Genomic DNA, 17,192 nt, shown 5'->3' with positions numbered 1-17,192 from the left:
GGCCGATCCCCGCCTCAGGCCCCGACCGCGGGCGCGGCGGGGGCGCGGAGCGCGTCGCGGATGCAGCGGGCGCCGGCCAGGGCGAACAGCAGCGAGAACAGCGCCAGCGGGATCCAGTGCGGCGTGCGATGGATCAGGGCGAGGAACCAGGATAACTCCGGCGCCCCGAACGCATAGGGCAGCACGGCCGCGAGCAGGATGACGGCGAGGACCAGCTGCACCCGCAGTTCGGCGAGCGGGCGCGTCCAGGTCCGGCGGGGCTGCGCGGTCTCCCTCCTCTGGACCTGCGGTCCAGGGGGCGGCAGCAGGCTGCGCGCGAGGGTCAACGGAACCAGGCCCAGCAGGACGAGGACGAGGCAGACGAGCAGCTCGTTCCCGTCCTCGATCCCCGCCGCGAAGGCGTCGAGGCGCGGCCAGCCGGTCGCGCCCCACTTGAGCCAAAGCGCCCAGCCCGCCGCCGCGAAGGCGATCGTGACGCCGCCCAGGAGGGCGGCGATCGCGTGGCGGACGGGCCGGGACATGTCGGCCTCAGAGGTCCATCAGCAGGCGCCGGGGATCCTCCAGCGCCTCCTTGACCCGCACCAGGAAGGTCACGGCGCCCTTGCCGTCGACGATCCGGTGGTCGTAGCTCAGCGCCAGGTACATCATCGGGCGGATGACGATCTGGCCGCCCACGACCATCGGACGCTCCTGGATCTTGTGCATGCCCAGGATGCCCGACTGCGGCGGGTTCAGGATCGGCGAGGACATCAGCGAGCCGTAGACGCCGCCGTTCGAGATGGTGAACGTGCCGCCCTGCATCTCGGCCATCGAGAGCTTGCCGTCGCGGGCGCGCACGCCCAGCTCGCCGATCTTCTTCTCGATGTCCGCGAAGCCCATCTGGTCCGCGTCGCGCACCACCGGAACCACCAGACCGTTGGGCGTGCCGACGGCGACGCCCATGTGGTAGTAGTTCTTGTAGACGACGTCGGTCCCGTCGATCTCGGCGTTGACCTCGGGCACCTCCTTCAGGGCGTGCACGCAGGCCTTCACGAAGAAGGACATGAAGCCGAGCTTCACGCCGTGCTTCTTCTCGAAGACGCCCTTGTACTCGTCGCGCAGCTCCATGATCGCCTTCATGTCCACCTCGTTGTAGGTGGTCAGCATGGCGGCGGTGTTCTGCGCATCCTTCAGGCGGCGGGCGATGGTCTGGCGCAGGCGCGTCATGCGCACCCGCTCCTCGCGGTCCGCGTCCGAGGCCGCGACCGGCGCGCGGGGCGCCGACTGCGGGGCGGGCGCGGGCGCCGAGGCGCCGCCGGAGGCCGCCTTCTGGACGTCCTCCTTCATGATCCGGCCGTCGCGGCCGGTGCCCTTGACCTGGTCGGGGCTCAGCCCCTTCTCGGCCATCAGCTTCTTGGCGGACGGCGCATCCTCGACGTCCTTCCTGCCGGAGGCCGGGGCGGCCGCGGGCGCGTCGTCGGACTTCGGCGCGGGCGCCGAGGCCCCTGCCGAGGCGCCGGCGGTGATCTTCGCCAGCACGCCGCCGGTCTGGACCGTGTCGCCCTCGGCGACCAGGATCTCGGCCAGCACGCCCGCCACGGGGCTCGGCGCCTCGACCGAGACCTTGTCGGTCTCCAGCTCGCACAGCATCTCGTCGGCGGCCACGGCCTCGCCGACCTTCTTGAACCAGGTCGACACCGTCGCCTCGGAGACGGACTCGCCCAGGCTCGGCACCTTCACCTCGACCGTCTCGCCGCCCGCGTCCGCGGGGGCCTCGGCCTCGGCCTTCGGCTCCGCCTTGGGCTCGGCCTTCTTGGGGGCGGGGGCGGCGCCCTCGCCTTCCTCGACCATGGCCAGCAGGGCGTCGACGCCCACGGTCTCGCCCTCGGCGGCGACGATCTCGCCCAGCACGCCGGCGGCGGGCGACGGGACCTCGACGGTCACCTTGTCGGTCTCCAGCTCGCACAGCATCTCGTCCACGGCGACGGCGTCGCCCGGCTTCTTGAACCAGGTCGCCACGGTCGCTTCGGTGACGCTCTCGCCGAGGGTCGGGACCCTCACTTCCACTGCCATCTTACCAGTCTCCCGTCAGCCGAGCGCATCGGAGATCAGCGTCTCCTGCTCCTGCTTGTGCTTCGAGGCGAGGCCGGTCGCCGGCGACGCCGAGGCCGGACGACCCGCATAACGCGGCCGGCCGTGCGCGGCGCCGATGCGGCCCAGCACCCATTCGATGTTCGGTTCCACGAAGGTCCAGGCGCCCTGGTTCTTGGGCTCCTCCTGGCACCAGACGATCTCGGCGTCCTTGAAGCGCGACAGCTCCTTGGTCAGCGAGATCGCGGGGAACGGATAGAACTGCTCCAGACGGAGCAGGTAGACGTCGTCGCGCCCCTCCGCGTCGCGCCTCTCGAGCAGGTCGTAGTAGACCTTGCCCGAGCAGATCACGACCTTGCGGATCTCCGCGTCCGGCTTCAGCGTCAGCTCCGAGCCGCCGCCCATCTCCGCGTCGTCCCACAGCACCCGGTGGAACGAGGAGCCGCTCTCGAACATCGACAGGTCCGAGACCGCCTTCTTGTGCCGCAGCAGCGACTTCGGGGTCATGATGACCAGCGGCTTGCGGAAGGTGCGGTGGATCTGGCGGCGCAGGATGTGGAAGTAGTTCGCCGGGGTCGAGCAGTTGGCGACGATCCAGTTGTCCTCGGCCGAGTTCTGGAGATACCGCTCCAGCCGCGCCGAGGAATGCTCCGGCCCCTGGCCCTCGTAGCCGTGGGGCAGCAGCATCACCAGGCCGGACATGCGCAGCCACTTGCGCTCGCCCGACGAGATGAACTGGTCGATCATGATCTGCGCGCCGTTGGCGAAGTCGCCGAACTGGGCTTCCCACAGGGTCAGCGTGTTCGGCTCCGCCAGCGAATAGCCGTACTCGTAGCCGAGCACCGCGTACTCCGACAGCATCGAGTCCACGACCTCGTACTGCGCCTGGCCGGGCTTGATGTTGTTGAGCGGGAAGAACCGGTCCTCGGTCTTCTGGTCCACCACGCCGGAGTGGCGCTGGGAGAAGGTGCCGCGGGTCGAATCCTGGCCCGCCAGGCGCACCGGGTGCCCCTCGGTCAGCAGGGTGCCGAAGGCCAGCGCCTCGGCGAAGGCCCAGTCGATGCCCTTGCCGCTGTCCAGCATCTCGCGACGGCCCTCGTAGACGCGGGCCACGGTCTTGTGCGGGGTCACGTCGTCGGGGATCGTGGTGATCGCCTCGCCGACCTCGCGCAGGCGCTCGATCGGCACGGCGGTGGCGCCGCGCTGGTACTCGCCCTCTCCGGCGCCCATGCCCGACCACTTGCCGTCGAGCCAGTCGGCCTTGTTGGGCCGGTACTCGCGCGCCGTCTCGAACTCCTCGGACAGGAAGGCCTGGAAGCGCGCCTTCTCGTCCTCGATCTCGCCCTCGGGCAGCAGGCCGTCGGCGATCAGGCGATCAGTGTAGAGCTGCAGCGTCGTCTTGTGCCGCTTGATGTTGGTGTACATCTGCGGCTGCGTGAACATCGGCTCGTCGCCTTCGTTGTGACCGAAGCGACGGTAGCAGAACATGTCGATGACCACGTCCTTGTGGAACTTCTGACGGTACTCCGTCGCCACCTTGGCGGCGTGGACCACCGCCTCGGGGTCGTCCCCGTTGACGTGGAAGATCGGCGCCTCGACCATCAGCGCGATGTCCGTGGGATACGGGCTGGAGCGCGAGTTGTGGGGCGCGGTGGTGAAGCCGATCTGGTTGTTCACCACGATGTGGATGGTGCCGCCGGTGCGGTGGCCCTTCAGGCCCGACAGGCCGAAGCACTCCGCCACCACGCCCTGGCCGGCGAAGGCCGCGTCGCCATGCAGCAGGATCGGCAGAACCGCGGTGCGGTCCTCGTCGTTGAGCTGGTACTGCTTGGCGCGCACCTTGCCCAGCACCACCGGGTTCACCGCCTCGAGGTGCGAGGGGTTGGCCGTGAGGCTCATGTGGACCGAGTTGCCGTCGAAGGTCCGGTCCGAGCTCGCGCCCAGGTGATACTTCACGTCGCCCGAGCCCTGGACCTCGTCCGGGGTGACCGAGCCGCCGTGGAATTCGTGGAAGATCGCGCGGTAGGGTTTGCCCATCACGGCCGCCAGGACGTTGAGGCGCCCTCGGTGCGGCATGCCGATGACGATTTCCTTAACCCCAAGCGCGCCGCCGCGCTTGATGATCTGCTCCATCGCCGGGATCAGCGCCTCGCCGCCGTCCAGGCCGAAGCGCTTGGTGCCCATGTACTTCACATGGAGGAACTTCTCGAAGCCCTCGGCCTCGACCAGCTTGTTCAGGATCGCGCGGCGGCCCTGCTTGGTGAACTGGATCTCCTTGCCGTAGCCCTCGATCCGCTCCTTCAGCCAGCCGGCCTCCTCGGCGTTGGAGATGTGCATGTACTGCAGGGCGAAGGTGCCGCAGTAGGTGCGCGAGGCCAGCGCCACGATCTCGCGCATCGAGGCGGTCTCGAGGCCCATCACCTGGTCGAGGAAGATCGGCCGGTCCATGTCGGCCTCGGCGAAGCCGTAGGTCCGCGGATCGAGCTCAGGGTGCGGGACCGGCGGCGTCAGGCGCAGCGGGTCGAGATCGGCGGCCAGGTGGCCGCGGATGCGGTAGTTGCGGATCAGCATGATCGCGCGGACCGAATCCAGCACCGCCTGCTTGATCTCGGCGGCCGAGGCGGGCTTGCCCTCGGACTTCGCCTTGTCCGCGATCTTCGCGGCCAGGTCCTTGGGATTGCGGTCGAGCTGCGGGCCGTAGTCGCCGGTCAGCGCGCCGGTCAGCTCCGAGAAGTCCTGCGGCGGCCAGTCGGCGCGCTCCCACGACGGACCGGCGGCCTCGGCCTCGACGGCCGCGGGATCGTCGCCCAGGCTCTCGAAATACTTCCGCCAGCTCTCGTCGACCGAGGACGGGTCCTTGGCGTAGCGCGCATAGAGCTGCTCCACGAAGACCGCGTTGTGGCCTTGCAGGAACGACGAGGAGTGGAACGCCTTGTTGGGGCTCTGGTCCGTCATGGCAGTCTTCCTACCGGTGCGCCCAGGGTTGCGGACGCGTTTGTGCTTCAGGCTGTAGGTTGTTTTCGCGCGACGATGCGCAAGGAGTCGAACTTGTTTTCGGGAGGCGCCCGGAAGGTTTTCAGGAAGTAGGCCGTCTGGGAGGCGAGCGGGGTTCCCGGCGGGCGGCCGTAGGCGCGGCGAATATTCGCCTGCTGGCCCGCCCACTCCTGACAGATCTGCCGCCAGTAGCCGCGGAACTCCACCGCCTCGACCTCCAGGCCTACCGTCTCGATCAGGCCTTCAAGACTGGATCGCGTGAAGAAGTTCAAGTGGCGGGGCACGTCCAGCCAGTACCATTCGTCGCCGAATCGACGAAAACCTTCGCAGTCGTTGTTGGGCACTTCCACGACCAGGCGTCCGCCGGGCCGCAGAAGGCCGGCCGCATTCTCGAGCGCCAAGGCCGGATCGACGCAGTGCTCCAGGACATGCGACATCAGGACGACGTCCCAGATTTCGGGGGCAAGCTCGGGCGGCAGCGACTCCGCCGTCGCCTGCGACACCTCGATGCCGCGCTTGCGCGCCTCGGCCAGCGCGACGGGGTCCGGCTCGACGCCGAAGACGTCGTGACCCTCTTCGGCGAGCAGGGCAAGGGTCTGGCCATGGCCGCAGCCGATCTCGACCACGCGGAACCGCCCCTCGCCCAGAAGGTCGCTCCACCACCGGCGCGGAGGCCGGCTGTCCCCCTCGAACCGGGAGGCGGCCGACTCGAGCAGGCGCCACCCCAGCGTGCGGCGTGCCTGCACGCCCTGGTCGGTGCCGTGGGTGTAGTACTGCGCCAGGTCGTAGAAGCGCGTCACCTCGTCCGGGGTCGGGCGCGGCAGGATCTGGCCGTAGCCGTCGGCGGAGCGCCAATACAGGTTCCAGCCGCCGTCGCGCGCGTCGGGCCGTCGCCAGTCCGACGCGACGCGAAAGAGGAGGGCGACGTCCGCGTCGCCCTCGCGCAAGCTGAACCGATCGCGCGCTCCTTCGAGCATCGCCTCAGCGCCCCATCGCCTTCAGCACCGCCTCGCCGAGGCCGGCGGGGCTGTCGGCGACCACGAAGCCCGCGGACTTCATGGCCTCGATCTTGTCCTCGGCGCCGCCCTTGCCGCCCGAGATGATCGCGCCCGCGTGGCCCATGCGGCGGCCCGGAGGGGCCGTGCGGCCGGCGATGAAGCCGGCGATGGGCTTGGCGCGGCCCTTCTTCGCCTCGTCGGCGATGAACTGCGCGGCCTCTTCCTCGGCGGCGCCGCCGATCTCGCCGATCATGATGATCGACTCGGTCTCGTCGTCGCCCAGCAGCCACTCCAGCGCGTCGATGTGCTCGGTGCCCTTGATCGGATCGCCGCCGATGCCGATGCAGGTCGACTGGCCCAGGCCCGCGACGGTGGTCTGCAGCACGGCCTCGTAGGTCAGCGTGCCCGAGCGGGACACGACGCCCACCTTGCCGCGCTTGTGGATGTGGCCCGGCATGATGCCGATCTTGCAGGCGTCGGGGGTGATCACGCCCGGGCAGTTCGGCCCGATCAGGATCGAGGACGAGCCCTGCAGCGCGCGCTTCACCTTCATCATGTCCAGCACCGGGATGCCCTCGGTGATGCACACGATCAGCTCGATCTCGGCGTCGATCGCCTCGAGGATCGAGTCGGCGGCGAAGGGCGGCGGCACGTAGATCACGGACGCGTTCGCGCCGGTCTTCTCCTTGGCCTCGATGACGCCGTCGAAGACGGGCAGGCCGAGATGCTCCATCCCGCCTTTGCCCGGCGTGACGCCGCCGACCATCTTGGTGCCGTAGGCGATCGCCTGCTCGGTGTGGAAGGTGCCCTGCGAGCCGGTGATGCCCTGGCAGATCACCTTGGTGTTTTCATCGACGAGAACGGCCATGTTCCGTCTCTCCCTTCAGAATTTCGACGCCGAGCGATCGTCGGCGAGCCGGTCGAGGACCCGCGCCAGCACGATGCCGATCCCGGCGAACAGAACGGAGCGGCCGATCCCGGCCGCAAGATTGCTTGGAAGCACGTCGGCGACGCGGTCGCGCGTCTCCTGCGCGACGGCCCCGACGCGGTCGCCGCGCCGATACCGCCGTTTCGCGGAAGCCAGCGAGCCGCGCCGGCGGGGCATGGACAGGGCCTCGGGATCCGAGCGCATCAGCAGCACGCCGGCCACGATCAGCGCGCCCGCCGCAAGCAGCGGCGCCTCGCGGATCGGTTCGCGGTCGTGGCGTCTGATGCGCATGGCCCTCATCCCTGGTCCGGCCCCGCGGGCCTCAGCCCTTGACCGCCTTGACGATCTTCTCGGCCGCGTCCGACAGGTTGTCGGCCGCGATCACGTTCAGGCCGCTCTCGCCGATGATCTTCTTGCCGAGGTCGACGTTGGTGCCCTCGAGCCGGACGACGAGCGGAACCTGCAGCCCGACCTCCTTCACCGCGGCGATCACGCCCTCGGCGATGACGTCGCAGCGCATGATGCCGCCGAAGATGTTGACCAGGATGCCCTTCACCTGCGGATCGGAGGTGATGATCTTGAAGGCCTCGGTCACCTTCTCCTTGGTCGCGCCGCCGCCCACGTCGAGGAAGTTGGCGGGCTCGGAGCCGTAGAGCTTGATGATGTCCATCGTCGCCATCGCGAGGCCGGCGCCGTTGACCATGCAGCCGATCTCGCCGTCGAGCGCGATGTAGTTCAGGTCGTACTTCGACGCCTCGAGCTCCTTGGGGTCCTCCTCGGTCTCGTCGCGCAGCGCGAACACGTCGGGCTGGCGGTAGAGCGAGTTGGAATCGAAGTTCATCTTGCAGTCGAGGCAGCGGATGTGCCCGTCGGTCATGACGATCAGCGGGTTGATCTCCAGCAGGCTGACGTCCTTCTCGACGAACAGCTTGTAGAGCTTCGCGACCAGCGCCACGCACTCCTTGAACGCCTGGCCCTTCAGGCCCAGCGCGAAGGCGACCTTGCGGCCGTGGAAGCCCGAGACGCCCGAGGCCGGATCGACCGAGAAGGTGACGATCTTCTCAGGGGTCGAGGCCGCGACCTCCTCGATGTCCATGCCGCCCTCGGTCGAGGCGATGAACGAGATGCGGGAGGTGTCGCGGTCGACCAGCAGCGCGAGATACAGCTCGGTCTCGATGTCCGCGCCGTCCTCGATGTAGATGCGGTTCACCTGCTTGCCCGCCGGACCGGTCTGGTGGGTGACCAGCGTGCGGCCGAGCATCTTCGCCGCTTCCTCGGCGGCCTCCTCGACGGACTTCGCCAGGCGGACGCCGCCCTTCTCGCCGGCCGAGGCCTCCTTGAACTTGCCCTTGCCGCGGCCGCCCGCGTGGATCTGGGCCTTCACGACCCAGAGGGGGCCGTCCAGGCCGCCCGCAGCCGTCTTGGCTTCCTCGGCCCGGGTCACGGCCCGGCCGTCGGCCACCGGCGCGCCATACTCCTTGAGGAGCTGCTTGGCCTGGTATTCGTGGATGTTCATGTCGCTCGCACCCTTCCGCGGTTCTCCCTCGGGAGCCGGGGTCGCGGCGGCGCGCATCGGGCGGGCTCCTGTGCGGAGCGGGCCCCGTCGCCGGCGATCCGGCCTTCGGCGCCTTGTAGACGCGCAGATGCGCCGGCCGCAATCGACTCTTTCGAGCAAAGCCGAAAATCGAACGTCTGTGATCACACGTCGGAAAGCTGTGATCACAACAACGCGGCAGATTTCGCGGACGCAGCGGAAACGACCCCGAAAGCGATTCGCAAGCGCGAACTCGTGTTGCGCCGCAACATTCAGCAAAACCGATCTTTTCGGGCGAAACGGGCCCTTCGAAGCGCCTCGCGGGGCCGAAACGCCTCGCCTTGGCCTCTCCGCCCTTCGCCGCCCGCGGCGACGCCGCGCCCGCGAAGCGCCCTCTCGGCGCCTTCGCCCTGGGCCGGCGAGAGACGTGGAGCCGCTGGCGGGGCGCGCGCGGAAGTGATACGGCGACCGTATGAACGACGCTCCCGGCGCCTCCCCCGACCCGACCATCGACGCCGCCCCGGCCGCCGCCGAGCCGAAAGGCTGGCTCGCCGCGCTCGATCCGGTGGCGATGCTGATGGGCGTGGGCTTCGCGATCATCTGGTCCTCGGCCTTCACCGCGGCGAAGTTCGTGGTGGCCGACGCGCCCCCGTTCCTCGCGCTCAGCGCGCGCTTCGCGGTGGCCGGGCTGATGGCCTGCGCGCTGGCCGCGGCGATGGGCCAGTCGGCGAAGCTGACCCGGCGCCAGTGGGGGCTCGTGGTGGTCTTCGGGCTCTGCCAGAACAGCCTCTATCTCGGGCTCAACTTCCTGGCGATGACCCGGATCGACGGGGGGCTCGCGGCGATCATCGCCTCGACCCTGCCGCTGTTCGTGGCCGCCGGCGCCTGGGTCTTCCTGTCCGAGCGGCCGCGCAAGCTGGGCGCGGTGGGCCTCGCGCTCGGCTTCGCGGGCGTCGCGGTGGTGATGGGCGCGCGGATCGAGGGCGGGGCGGACCCGCTCTACGTCGGCTTCGCGCTGCTGGGCGCGCTGGCGCTGGCGGTGGCCACGCTGCTGGTGCGCGGCGTCTCGCCCGGTCCGAACGTGCTGATGATCGTGGGCCTGCAGATGCTGGTCGGCTCCGCCGGTCTCGCCCCGGTGGCGCTGGCCTTCGAGAGCGTGGACGACGTGCGCTGGACCCTGCCGATGCTGCTGGGCGTGGGCTATTCGATGATCTTCGCAGGCATCGTGGCGACGGTGGTCTGGCTGCGGCTGGTGCGCCGGATCGGGCCGACCAACGCCGCCGCCTTCCACTTCCTCAACCCCTGCCTGGGCCTCGCCGTCGCCGCGGCCCTGCTGGGCGAGACGCTGGGCCCCCGCGACCTCGTGGGCGTGGCCATCGTCACCGTGGGGATCCTGCTGGTGCAGCTTTCGCGCCGCCCGGCCTGAGGCCGCGCGGCGCGTCCGCCCGGCCTAGAAGCCGTAGATCGCGCCGAACTTCGCCTCCAGCGCCGCCAGCATCGGCTTCTCGTCCACCGGGCCGCCGCAGGCCTGGGTCATCAGCTCGGTCGCGGGCAGGACGCGGCCGTGGCGATGCACCTTCTCCCGCAGCCAGGCGAGCGGCGCGGCCAGGTCCCCGCGGCCCAGCCGCGCGTCCAGGTCGCCCAGGTCGCGGCGCATGGCGGCCGCCAGCGCGGCGGCGTTCAGGTTGCCCAGCGTGTAGGTCGGGAAGTAGCCGATCAGCCCCTCCGACCAGTGCACGTCCTGCAGGCAGCCCAGCGCGGCATGGGGCGGGCGGCGGCCGAAGTCGGCCTCGAACCGGTCCGCCCAGGCGACCTCCAGGTCCGCCACGGGCAGGTCGCCCGACAGCAGCGCCCGCTCCAGGTCGAAGCGCATCAGGATGTGCAGGTCGTACTGCGCCTCGTCCGCGGCGGTGCGGATGAAGCCGGGGCCGACCGCGTTCACCGCGGCGAACAGCGCCTCGGGGCTGCGCAGGCCCAGGGCGCCGAAGGCGATCTTCATGCGGTCGTGCAGGAACGGCGCGAAGGCGGCCGAGCGGCCGACGTGGTTCTCCCAGAACCGCGACTGACTCTCGTGCACGCCCATCGAGGCATGTGTCCCCGACGGCCGCCAGGCCAGCGCCGGGTCGATCCCCTGCTCGTAGAGCGCGTGTCCCGTCTCGTGCATCGTGGCGAAGATGCACTCGGTCGGGTCGGCGGGGTCGACGCGGGTGGTGATCCGCACGTCCTGCCCCGAGCCGGACGAGAACGGATGCACCGCCCGGTCCAGCCGCCCGGCCGCGAAATCGTAGCCGCAGTCGGCCGCCAGCTCATGGGCCAGCGCCATCTGCGCCGTTTCGGGAAAGGCGCCCGAGATCCGCGGGATCCTGGCCGAGGCGCCGCGGATCCGGTCCAGAAGCGCGGTCAGCCCCTCGCGCAGGCGGGCGAAGACCGGCTCCAGCTCCGCCGCGCGGGCGCCGGGCTCGTAGTCCTCCAGCAGCGCGTCGTAGGGGTCCTGCCCCGGGTCGGCCAGGGCCAGCGCCTCCTCCCGCCGCAGGGCGAGCACCTCGGTCAGCGCGGGGACGAAGGCGGCGAAGTCGCGCGCGCCCCGCGCCTCCGCCCAGGTCTGGTGGCTGGAGGAGCGGGCGCGGGCCAGCGCCTCGGCCAGCCCGTCGGGCAGGCGGGCGGCCCGGTCCAGCGCGCGGCGCGCCTCGCGCAGGTCGGCGCGCACGTCGGGGGCGGGGTCGGCCAGGCCCTCGGCCGCGTCCAGCCAGTCGCGCTGGCGCGGATCGGTGCGCATCTGGTGCAGCACCGCGGCCAGCGCGCCCATCTGCTCCGCCCGCTGCGGGGCGGCGCGGGGCGGCATCATCGTCTCCTGGTCCCAGCCCAGCAGGCCGGCCGCCTGTTCCAGCGCGGCGACGCGGCGGGCGTGATCGAGCAGGGCGGCGTAGGCGTCGTCTGGCGTCATGGGGTCCTTTGGCGGCGGCCTGCCCGCGGGCATGGCCTGGGGGGGACGGGCGCGGCGCCCTCCGGTCGGTCCGGGGAAGCGCCGCATCCCGCCGAAAGATCGACGCGGGACACTGCCACACCCAAGCTGAACGCGGGCCATCCGGCCGATCCGCCGGGACGCCCGGGCGGCGCGACCAGACCGCGCAGCCGCCGCGCCCGGCCGGCCGCGCCCGAAAGCGAACGGGCCCGACGCTCCGCCGGGCCCGTTCAGCTTGCCATGGACGGCGGCGGGAGTCCCGCCCGAGTCGCCCCGGCGGCGCCCTTCCGCCTCAGACGTCCAGGTTCTCGACGTTCAGCGCGTTGTCCTGGATGAACTGGCGGCGCGGCTCCACCACGTCGCCCATCAGGCGCGAGAAGATGTCGTTCGCCTCTTCCATGTCGTCGATGCGCACCTGCAGCAGGGTGCGCGCGTCGGGATCGAGCGTCGTCTCCCACAGCTGGTCGGGGTTCATCTCGCCCAGGCCCTTGTAGCGCTGCAGGCTCAGCCCGCGCTCGCCCTCGGCCATCACGAGGTCCAGCAGCTCTTGCGGGCCGCGGGCGGGATAGCCGCGGTCCTTGCGGCGCAGGGTGACGGGGTTGGTGGTGGCCGCCAGCCCGTCGGCGCCCAGCCCGCCGGAGTAGACCTCCGCCAGCCCCGGCGCGATCGAGGCGAGCCGGCGCGCCTCGCCGCCGCGGAACACGGCCGCGTCCAGCATCCGCGTCTCGGTCACGCCGCGCAGGGTGCGGGTCAGGCGCAGGCCGCCGTCGCCGGTCGGCTCGCCCTTCCAGCCCCGCTCGGTGTCGGGCGAGACGGAATCGAGCCGCGCCGCCACCGCGTCCGCCACCCCCTGCGGGTCGGCGGCGTAGGTCCCTGCCTCGAAGGCGCCGGCGATGGCGGCCTGCTCGAGGATGAAGCGCGGGTAGTTGGTGGGGAAGGCGTTCAGCAGCGTACGGGCGGCGCGCGCCTCGTCGATCACGGCCAGCAGGTCGGGGCCGGTGCGCACCTCCCCGTTCGCCAGCTCCAGCGAGGCGTCGGCCGAGCCTTCGCGGATCAGGAAGTTCTCCAGATCCCGCTCGTCCTTGAGGTAGACCTCCGACTTCCCGCGCGAGACCTTATAGAGCGGCGGCTGCGCGATATAGAGATACCCCGCCTCGATCAGGCTGGGCATCTGCCGGTAGAAGAAGGTCAGCAGCAGGGTGCGGATATGGGCGCCGTCGACGTCGGCGTCCGTCATCACGATGATCTTGTGATAGCGCAGCTTGCCGAGGTCGAACTCGTCGCGCCCGATGCCGGTGCCCAGCGCGGTGATCAGCGTGCCCACCTGGTCGGACGACAGCATCTTGTCGAAGCGCGCCCGCTCGACGTTGAGGATCTTGCCGCGCAGCGGCAGCACCGCCTGGTTGCCGCGGTGGCGGCCCTGCTTGGCCGAGCCGCCGGCCGAGTCGCCCTCGACGATGAAGAGCTCGGACTTCGCCGGGTCTTTCTCCTGGCAGTCCGCCAGCTTGCCGGGCAGGGAGGCCACGTCCATCGCGGTCTTGCGCCGGGTCAGCTCGCGCGCCTTGCGGGCGGCCTCGCGGGCCAGCGCGGCCTCGACGATCTTGCCCACCACGTTCTGCGCTTCCTTGGGGTTCTCCTCGAACCACTCGGCGAGCTTCTCGTTCATCAGGTTCTCGACCGCCGGGCGCACCTCCGACGAGACCAGCTTGTCCTTGGTCTGGGAGGAGAACTTGGGGTCCGGCACCTTCACCGAGAGCACGCAGGTCAGCCCCTCGCGCGCGTCGTCGCCGGTCAGCGAGACCTTCTCCTTCTTGGCGATGCCCGAGGAGGCGACGTAGCTGTTGATCGTGCGCGTCAGCGCCCCCCGGAAGCCGGCCAGGTGGGTGCCACCGTCGCGCTGGGGGATGTTGTTGGTGAAGGGCAGCACCGTCTCGTGGTACCCGTCGTTCCACCACATCGCGGCCTCGACCTCGATGCCGTCGCGCTCGCCCTTCACCACGATGGGCCCGGACATCAGCGGGTTGCGGGAGCGGTCGAGGTAGCGCACGAAGGCCTCGATCCCGCCCTCGTAGTACAGTTCCTCCTGCTGCGGCTCGGCCGAGCGCTCGTCGGTCAGCAGGATGCGCACGCCGGAGTTGAGGAAGGCGAGCTCGCGCAGGCGATGCTCCAGCGTCTTCCACACGAACTGGCGGTTGGAGAAGGTGTCGAGGCTGGCGAGAAAGCGCACCTCGGTGCCCTTCTTGCCCTCGGCCTCGCCGGTGACGCGCAGCGGCTCGACCGTCGCGCCATGCTCGAACTTCGCGTAGTGGGCCTTGCCGGCGCGCCAGATGCGCAGCTCCAGCCAGTCCGACAGCGCGTTCACCACCGAGACGCCCACCCCGTGCAGGCCGCCCGAGACCTTGTAGGAGTTCTGGTCGAATTTCCCGCCGGCGTGGAGCTGGGTCATGATGACCTCTGCGGCCGAGACCCCCTCCTCCTTGTGCATGTCGACGGGGATGCCGCGGCCGTTGTCCGAGACGGAGACCGACTCGTCGGCATGCAGCGTGACGGTCACCCGGTCGGCATGGCCGGCCAGCGCCTCGTCGATGGCGTTGTCCACCACCTCGTAGATCATGTGGTGCAGGCCCGAGCCGTCGTCGGTGTCGCCGATGTACATGCCCGGGCGCTTTCGCACCGCGTCCAGCCCCTTGAGGACCTTGATGGAATCCGCGCCGTAGTCGGCGCCCGGCTGGGCCTCGTCGCTCATGCTCGTCCTGTTCTCCGGTGGGCTGGCGCACCTTATCCGCCGCATGGGGCGAAGTCCACGCGCGCGCACGCGCGCGTTCTCTAGATATGGCGGCGTTTTCGGGCGGCGGGATCCGCGCGAGGGTCAATGCGCCCTGGCGCGGCGGGCCAGCATCTCGACGTGGCGCTCGAGCATTTCGAAGGCGGGAAACGGGTTGCCCCACCCGGGCCAGCGCCGCCAGCCCCTCGCCGCCTCGAGCGCCGCCTCCGGTCCGTCCATGTGCAGGCGGGCTGCGACCACCGGGATCGGACTGCCGCAGAATGGCGGATCCTGAGCGATGCGCCGCCGGATGGCCTGCGGAGTCGCCGCGGCCTCGGCGATGGGCAAGGCTCGCTCCAGACAGAAGCGGACGAGCCTGTCGATCTCGGCCTCGATGTCGAACTCCGGCAGGCGATCGATGTCGAGGGTCGGATGATGCCGCTCGCTCCAGGTCGGCAGATACCACAGGCCGGCGCGCAGGCCGGCGTCCCGCATGAGCCGTTGGACCGGCATCCAGTAGACGACCGAGACCGGCGCCACTTGCGGGATGCCGTGCGGGCTGTATCCCCAGAGCTGCACGCCGGCCTCGAACGCGTCGCCGATGGCTCGGGTGAAGGTCTCATGAGGGCGTCGCTTGAGGCCGGCGGCGATCAGCAGCGGGCGGCTGGGCCGGATGATTGCGGGGGCCCTCATGCCTCGCCTTCGCGGGCGGCGTCCGGCCGGCGGACCCAGCCGGCCTGCGCCGCCGTCGCGCCCTTCAGCATCAGCACGTCGAAATTCGCGAAGATGCGGTAGCCGCGGGCCTTCATGGCGCGGATCTGCGCCTCGTCCCGCGCGCCGCCCGCCAGCGGGATGCCGGCGGCGAGGGCCGCGTCCTCGATCTTCTTCGCCGCGGCCAGGAAGTCGGGGTGGTCGAAGCGGCCGGCGACCCCGAGGTCCGAGCTCAGGTCGAAGGCCGCCATCACCACGATGTCGACGCCGGGCACGGCGCAGATCTCCGCCGCGTTCTGCGCCGCCTCGGCCGTCTCGAGGGTGAGATACCCGTAGGGGCGGTCGCCGAAGCGGGGCTGGTAGTCGAAAAGCTGCGCGTCCCAGCGCGACGCGGCCAGGAACGGCCCCCAGCCGCGCGTCCCCTCGGGCGGATAGCGCAGGGAGGCGACGCAGCGGGCGGCGTCCCGGGCGGTGTTCACGAAGGGAAAGCAGATCCCCTCGGCCCCCATGTCGAGCGCGCGCTTGCACTCCGCCTCGTCGATCTTCGAGATCCGCACGGCGGGCGAGCAGTCGAACCCCTGGGTCGCCGCGATCATCGCGTGGCAGGTCGCCCAGTCGACGGCCCCGTGCTCCATGTCGATCAGCACCCCGTCGGCCCCCGCCGCGGCCATCGCCTGGGTGACCACCGGGCTTGGGATGGTGGCGAACTGGATCGAGAGCGCGCGGCCGGGTTCGGCCAGCTTGTCGCGGAATTTCATCGGAGGTCCCTCCCGAGGCTGCGGCCGGGATCCTACGCCGCGCGAGAGCGCCGCGCGAGCGTCGCCGGAGGGTCCAACGCGCGGCCGGGCCCCGGGGCGCGGAGGCGCCCTTCGGGCGGGCTTGGGCGGGACGGCGGCGGACGCCCTCCGCCGGCGGACGTCCTTCCGGCGGTAGGGGCGCGCCCGCCTCAGTCGAGAGGCGCGAGGATCGTGCCGCCCTCGCCTTCCGAGACCTCGACCCGCAGCGCCTCCTCCCCCAGCGCCGCGAACAGCTCCGCCTCGGTCCCCGTCATCCAGGCCTGCGCCCCCAGCGCCCGGATCTCGGCGTAGAGCGCGGCGCGCCGGCCCTCGTCGAGATGCGCCGCCACCTCGTCCAGCAGCAGCAGCGGCGGCGTGCCGGTCTGCGCGGCGAGCGCCCGGGCGGTGGCGAGCACCAGCGAGATCAGCAGCGCCTTCTGCTCCCCGGTCGAGCACAGCCGCGCCTCGATCCCCTTGGCCGCGTAGACCGCCCGCAGGTCGGCCCGGTGCGGCCCGGTCAGGGTGCGCCCGGCGGCGTAATCCGCGCCGCGGCCCGAAGCCAGCGCCTCGCGCAGCGACGCCTCCGCCCCGGCCTGCGCCTCTTCGGCCGAGGCGCCCTCGGCCAGCGCCGCGGCCGCGTCGGCGTCGGGCGCGCCCTCCAACGTCAGCTCGGCGGCGGGGAAGGCGGTCTCGGCCCCTGCCTGCGCCTCGCGCAGCCGGATCAGCGCCACCGCCCGCGCCCGCGCGACCGCCGCGCCCGAGGCCGCCATCCGCGCCTCCAGCGCGTCCAGCCAGCGGGCGTCGCGCACGTCGTCCTTCAGCAGGCGGTTGCGCTCGCGCATCGCCTTCTCATAGGCGACCGAGGCCTCGGCATGGTCGGGATCGAAGCCCATCGCGGTGCGGTCGAGGAAGCGCCGCCGCTCCGCCGCGCCCTCGGTCCACAGCCGGTCCATCGAGGGGGTCAGCCAGGCCATGCGCAGCAGCGCGCCCAGCCGGGTCTGCGGCGCGGGCTTGCCGTCGATGCGCACGCTGCGCGAGGCGCCGGGCTGCTCGGCCCCCGTCTCCACCTCGTGCAGGCCCTCGGGCGTCTCGATCCGCGCCTGCACCCGCCAGCCCAGCGACTCGGGGCGCCGGGCCAGCGCCTCGCCCTCCGCCCGCCGCAGGCCGCGGCCGGGGGACAGCATCGAGACCGCCTCCAGCAGGTTGGTCTTGCCCGCCCCGTTGGGGCCGTAGAGCGCGACCGAGCGCCCGCCGGGCGCCAGCCGCGCCAGCTTGTGGGAACGGAAATGCGACAGGGCGAGCGCCGCGACATGGCTCATGCGCCGGCCCCCCCTGCCGAGCGGCGGCGGCCCGGGCGCGCCGGCCCGCGGCAGGCCCAAGCCCGCCCGCAGGGCGCCTCCGCGCCCGGGAATCCGCCCCGCCCCGCAAGAGGCGCATCGCTATGGGAAAGCCGGG

General features: G+C 71.3%; 13 protein-coding genes. 1 reads left to right on the top strand and 12 read right to left on the bottom strand.

The window, feature by feature from the left end; genetic code table 11:
* Positions 1-14 precede the first annotated feature (14 nt).
* From P2H44_RS00470 to sucC, 7 genes are read right to left on the bottom strand one after another with little or no spacing between them, the layout of a single operon-like run.
* On the bottom strand, positions 15-521 hold the full coding sequence (locus P2H44_RS00470) for a hypothetical protein (protein WP_275761446.1): 507 nt from the start codon (positions 519-521) through the stop codon (positions 15-17).
* 7 nt (positions 522-528) lie between these two features.
* Positions 529-2,052: a 2-oxoglutarate dehydrogenase complex dihydrolipoyllysine-residue succinyltransferase gene (odhB, locus tag P2H44_RS00465; protein WP_275761445.1), complete on the bottom strand. Its 1,524-nt coding sequence runs from the start codon at positions 2,050-2,052 to the stop codon at positions 529-531.
* 15 nt (positions 2,053-2,067) lie between these two features.
* Positions 2,068-5,025 (bottom strand): 2-oxoglutarate dehydrogenase E1 component, encoded by a 2,958-nt coding sequence (locus P2H44_RS00460; protein WP_275761443.1) that lies wholly within the window; start codon positions 5,023-5,025, stop codon positions 2,068-2,070.
* 47 nt (positions 5,026-5,072) lie between these two features.
* On the bottom strand, positions 5,073-6,041 hold the full coding sequence (locus P2H44_RS00455; RefSeq protein ID WP_275761442.1) for a class I SAM-dependent methyltransferase: 969 nt from the start codon (positions 6,039-6,041) through the stop codon (positions 5,073-5,075).
* A gap of 4 nt (positions 6,042-6,045) precedes the next feature.
* Complete coding sequence (sucD, locus tag P2H44_RS00450) at positions 6,046-6,930, bottom strand: succinate--CoA ligase subunit alpha (RefSeq protein ID WP_275761441.1); 885 nt, start codon at positions 6,928-6,930, stop codon at positions 6,046-6,048.
* A 15-nt stretch (positions 6,931-6,945) separates the two neighbouring features.
* A complete protein-coding gene (locus P2H44_RS00445) occupies positions 6,946-7,281 on the bottom strand; it encodes a hypothetical protein (protein WP_275761440.1) in 336 nt (111 codons plus the stop codon).
* Between the two features lie 31 nt (positions 7,282-7,312).
* Positions 7,313-8,506, bottom strand: coding sequence for an ADP-forming succinate--CoA ligase subunit beta (gene sucC, locus P2H44_RS00440; RefSeq protein ID WP_275761439.1), 1,194 nt, complete (start codon positions 8,504-8,506; stop codon positions 7,313-7,315).
* Between the two features lie 490 nt (positions 8,507-8,996).
* On the opposite strand from sucC, the gene P2H44_RS00435 reads away from it, so the two are divergent.
* A complete protein-coding gene (locus P2H44_RS00435) occupies positions 8,997-9,950 on the top strand; it encodes a DMT family transporter (RefSeq protein ID WP_275761438.1) in 954 nt (317 codons plus the stop codon).
* Between the two features lie 24 nt (positions 9,951-9,974).
* Here the strand turns inward: P2H44_RS00435 and P2H44_RS00430 are convergent, their stop codons facing one another.
* From P2H44_RS00430 to recF, 5 genes are all read right to left on the bottom strand, one after another.
* Positions 9,975-11,468 (bottom strand): carboxypeptidase M32, encoded by a 1,494-nt coding sequence (locus tag P2H44_RS00430; protein ID WP_275761437.1) that lies wholly within the window; start codon positions 11,466-11,468, stop codon positions 9,975-9,977.
* Positions 11,469-11,778: 310 nt separating this feature from the next.
* Positions 11,779-14,232, bottom strand: a complete 2,454-nt coding sequence (gene gyrB / locus P2H44_RS00425) for a DNA topoisomerase (ATP-hydrolyzing) subunit B (protein WP_275761436.1) — start codon at positions 14,230-14,232, stop codon at positions 11,779-11,781.
* Positions 14,233-14,355: 123 nt separating this feature from the next.
* Complete coding sequence (locus P2H44_RS00420) at positions 14,356-14,943, bottom strand: hypothetical protein (RefSeq protein ID WP_275761435.1); 588 nt, start codon at positions 14,941-14,943, stop codon at positions 14,356-14,358.
* Complete coding sequence (locus P2H44_RS00415; RefSeq protein WP_275761434.1) at positions 14,940-15,719, bottom strand: HpcH/HpaI aldolase family protein; 780 nt, start codon at positions 15,717-15,719, stop codon at positions 14,940-14,942. Before P2H44_RS00415 ends, P2H44_RS00420 begins: the two co-directional genes overlap by 4 nt.
* Positions 15,720-15,907: 188 nt before the next feature.
* Entirely contained in the window at positions 15,908-17,056 is a 1,149-nt protein-coding gene (gene recF / locus P2H44_RS00410) for a DNA replication/repair protein RecF (protein ID WP_275761433.1), read from the bottom strand.
* Between the last annotated feature and the right edge of the window lie 136 nt (positions 17,057-17,192).

It is taken from the genome of Albimonas marina (assembly GCF_029223255.1).
Taxonomy (GTDB): Bacteria; Pseudomonadota; Alphaproteobacteria; order Rhodobacterales; family Rhodobacteraceae; genus Albimonas.
The sequence above is the reverse complement of the archived record's forward strand: the minus strand, read 5'-3'. Positions and strand labels throughout refer to the sequence as shown.

Bases quoted from the DNA above. Each gene is read 5' to 3' on its own strand.
- P2H44_RS00460 (WP_275761443.1), bottom strand. From the start codon at position 5,025: ATGACGGACCAGAGCCCCAACAAGGCGTTCCACTCCTCGTCGTTCCTG.
- P2H44_RS00420 (WP_275761435.1), bottom strand. From the start codon at position 14,943: ATGAGGGCCCCCGCAATCATCCGGCCCAGCCGCCCGCTGCTGATCGCC.
- odhB (WP_275761445.1), bottom strand. From the start codon at position 2,052: ATGGCAGTGGAAGTGAGGGTCCCGACCCTCGGCGAGAGCGTCACCGAA.
- P2H44_RS00430 (WP_275761437.1), bottom strand. From the start codon at position 11,468: ATGACGCCAGACGACGCCTACGCCGCCCTGCTCGATCACGCCCGCCGC.
- gyrB (WP_275761436.1), bottom strand. From the start codon at position 14,232: ATGAGCGACGAGGCCCAGCCGGGCGCCGACTACGGCGCGGATTCCATC.
- P2H44_RS00415 (WP_275761434.1), bottom strand. From the start codon at position 15,719: ATGAAATTCCGCGACAAGCTGGCCGAACCCGGCCGCGCGCTCTCGATC.
- P2H44_RS00445 (WP_275761440.1), bottom strand. From the start codon at position 7,281: ATGCGCATCAGACGCCACGACCGCGAACCGATCCGCGAGGCGCCGCTG.
- sucD (WP_275761441.1), bottom strand. From the start codon at position 6,930: ATGGCCGTTCTCGTCGATGAAAACACCAAGGTGATCTGCCAGGGCATC.
- sucC (WP_275761439.1), bottom strand. From the start codon at position 8,506: ATGAACATCCACGAATACCAGGCCAAGCAGCTCCTCAAGGAGTATGGC.
- P2H44_RS00455 (WP_275761442.1), bottom strand. From the start codon at position 6,041: ATGCTCGAAGGAGCGCGCGATCGGTTCAGCTTGCGCGAGGGCGACGCG.
- recF (WP_275761433.1), bottom strand. From the start codon at position 17,056: ATGAGCCATGTCGCGGCGCTCGCCCTGTCGCATTTCCGTTCCCACAAG.
- P2H44_RS00470 (WP_275761446.1), bottom strand. From the start codon at position 521: ATGTCCCGGCCCGTCCGCCACGCGATCGCCGCCCTCCTGGGCGGCGTC.
- P2H44_RS00435 (WP_275761438.1), top strand. From the start codon at position 8,997: ATGAACGACGCTCCCGGCGCCTCCCCCGACCCGACCATCGACGCCGCC.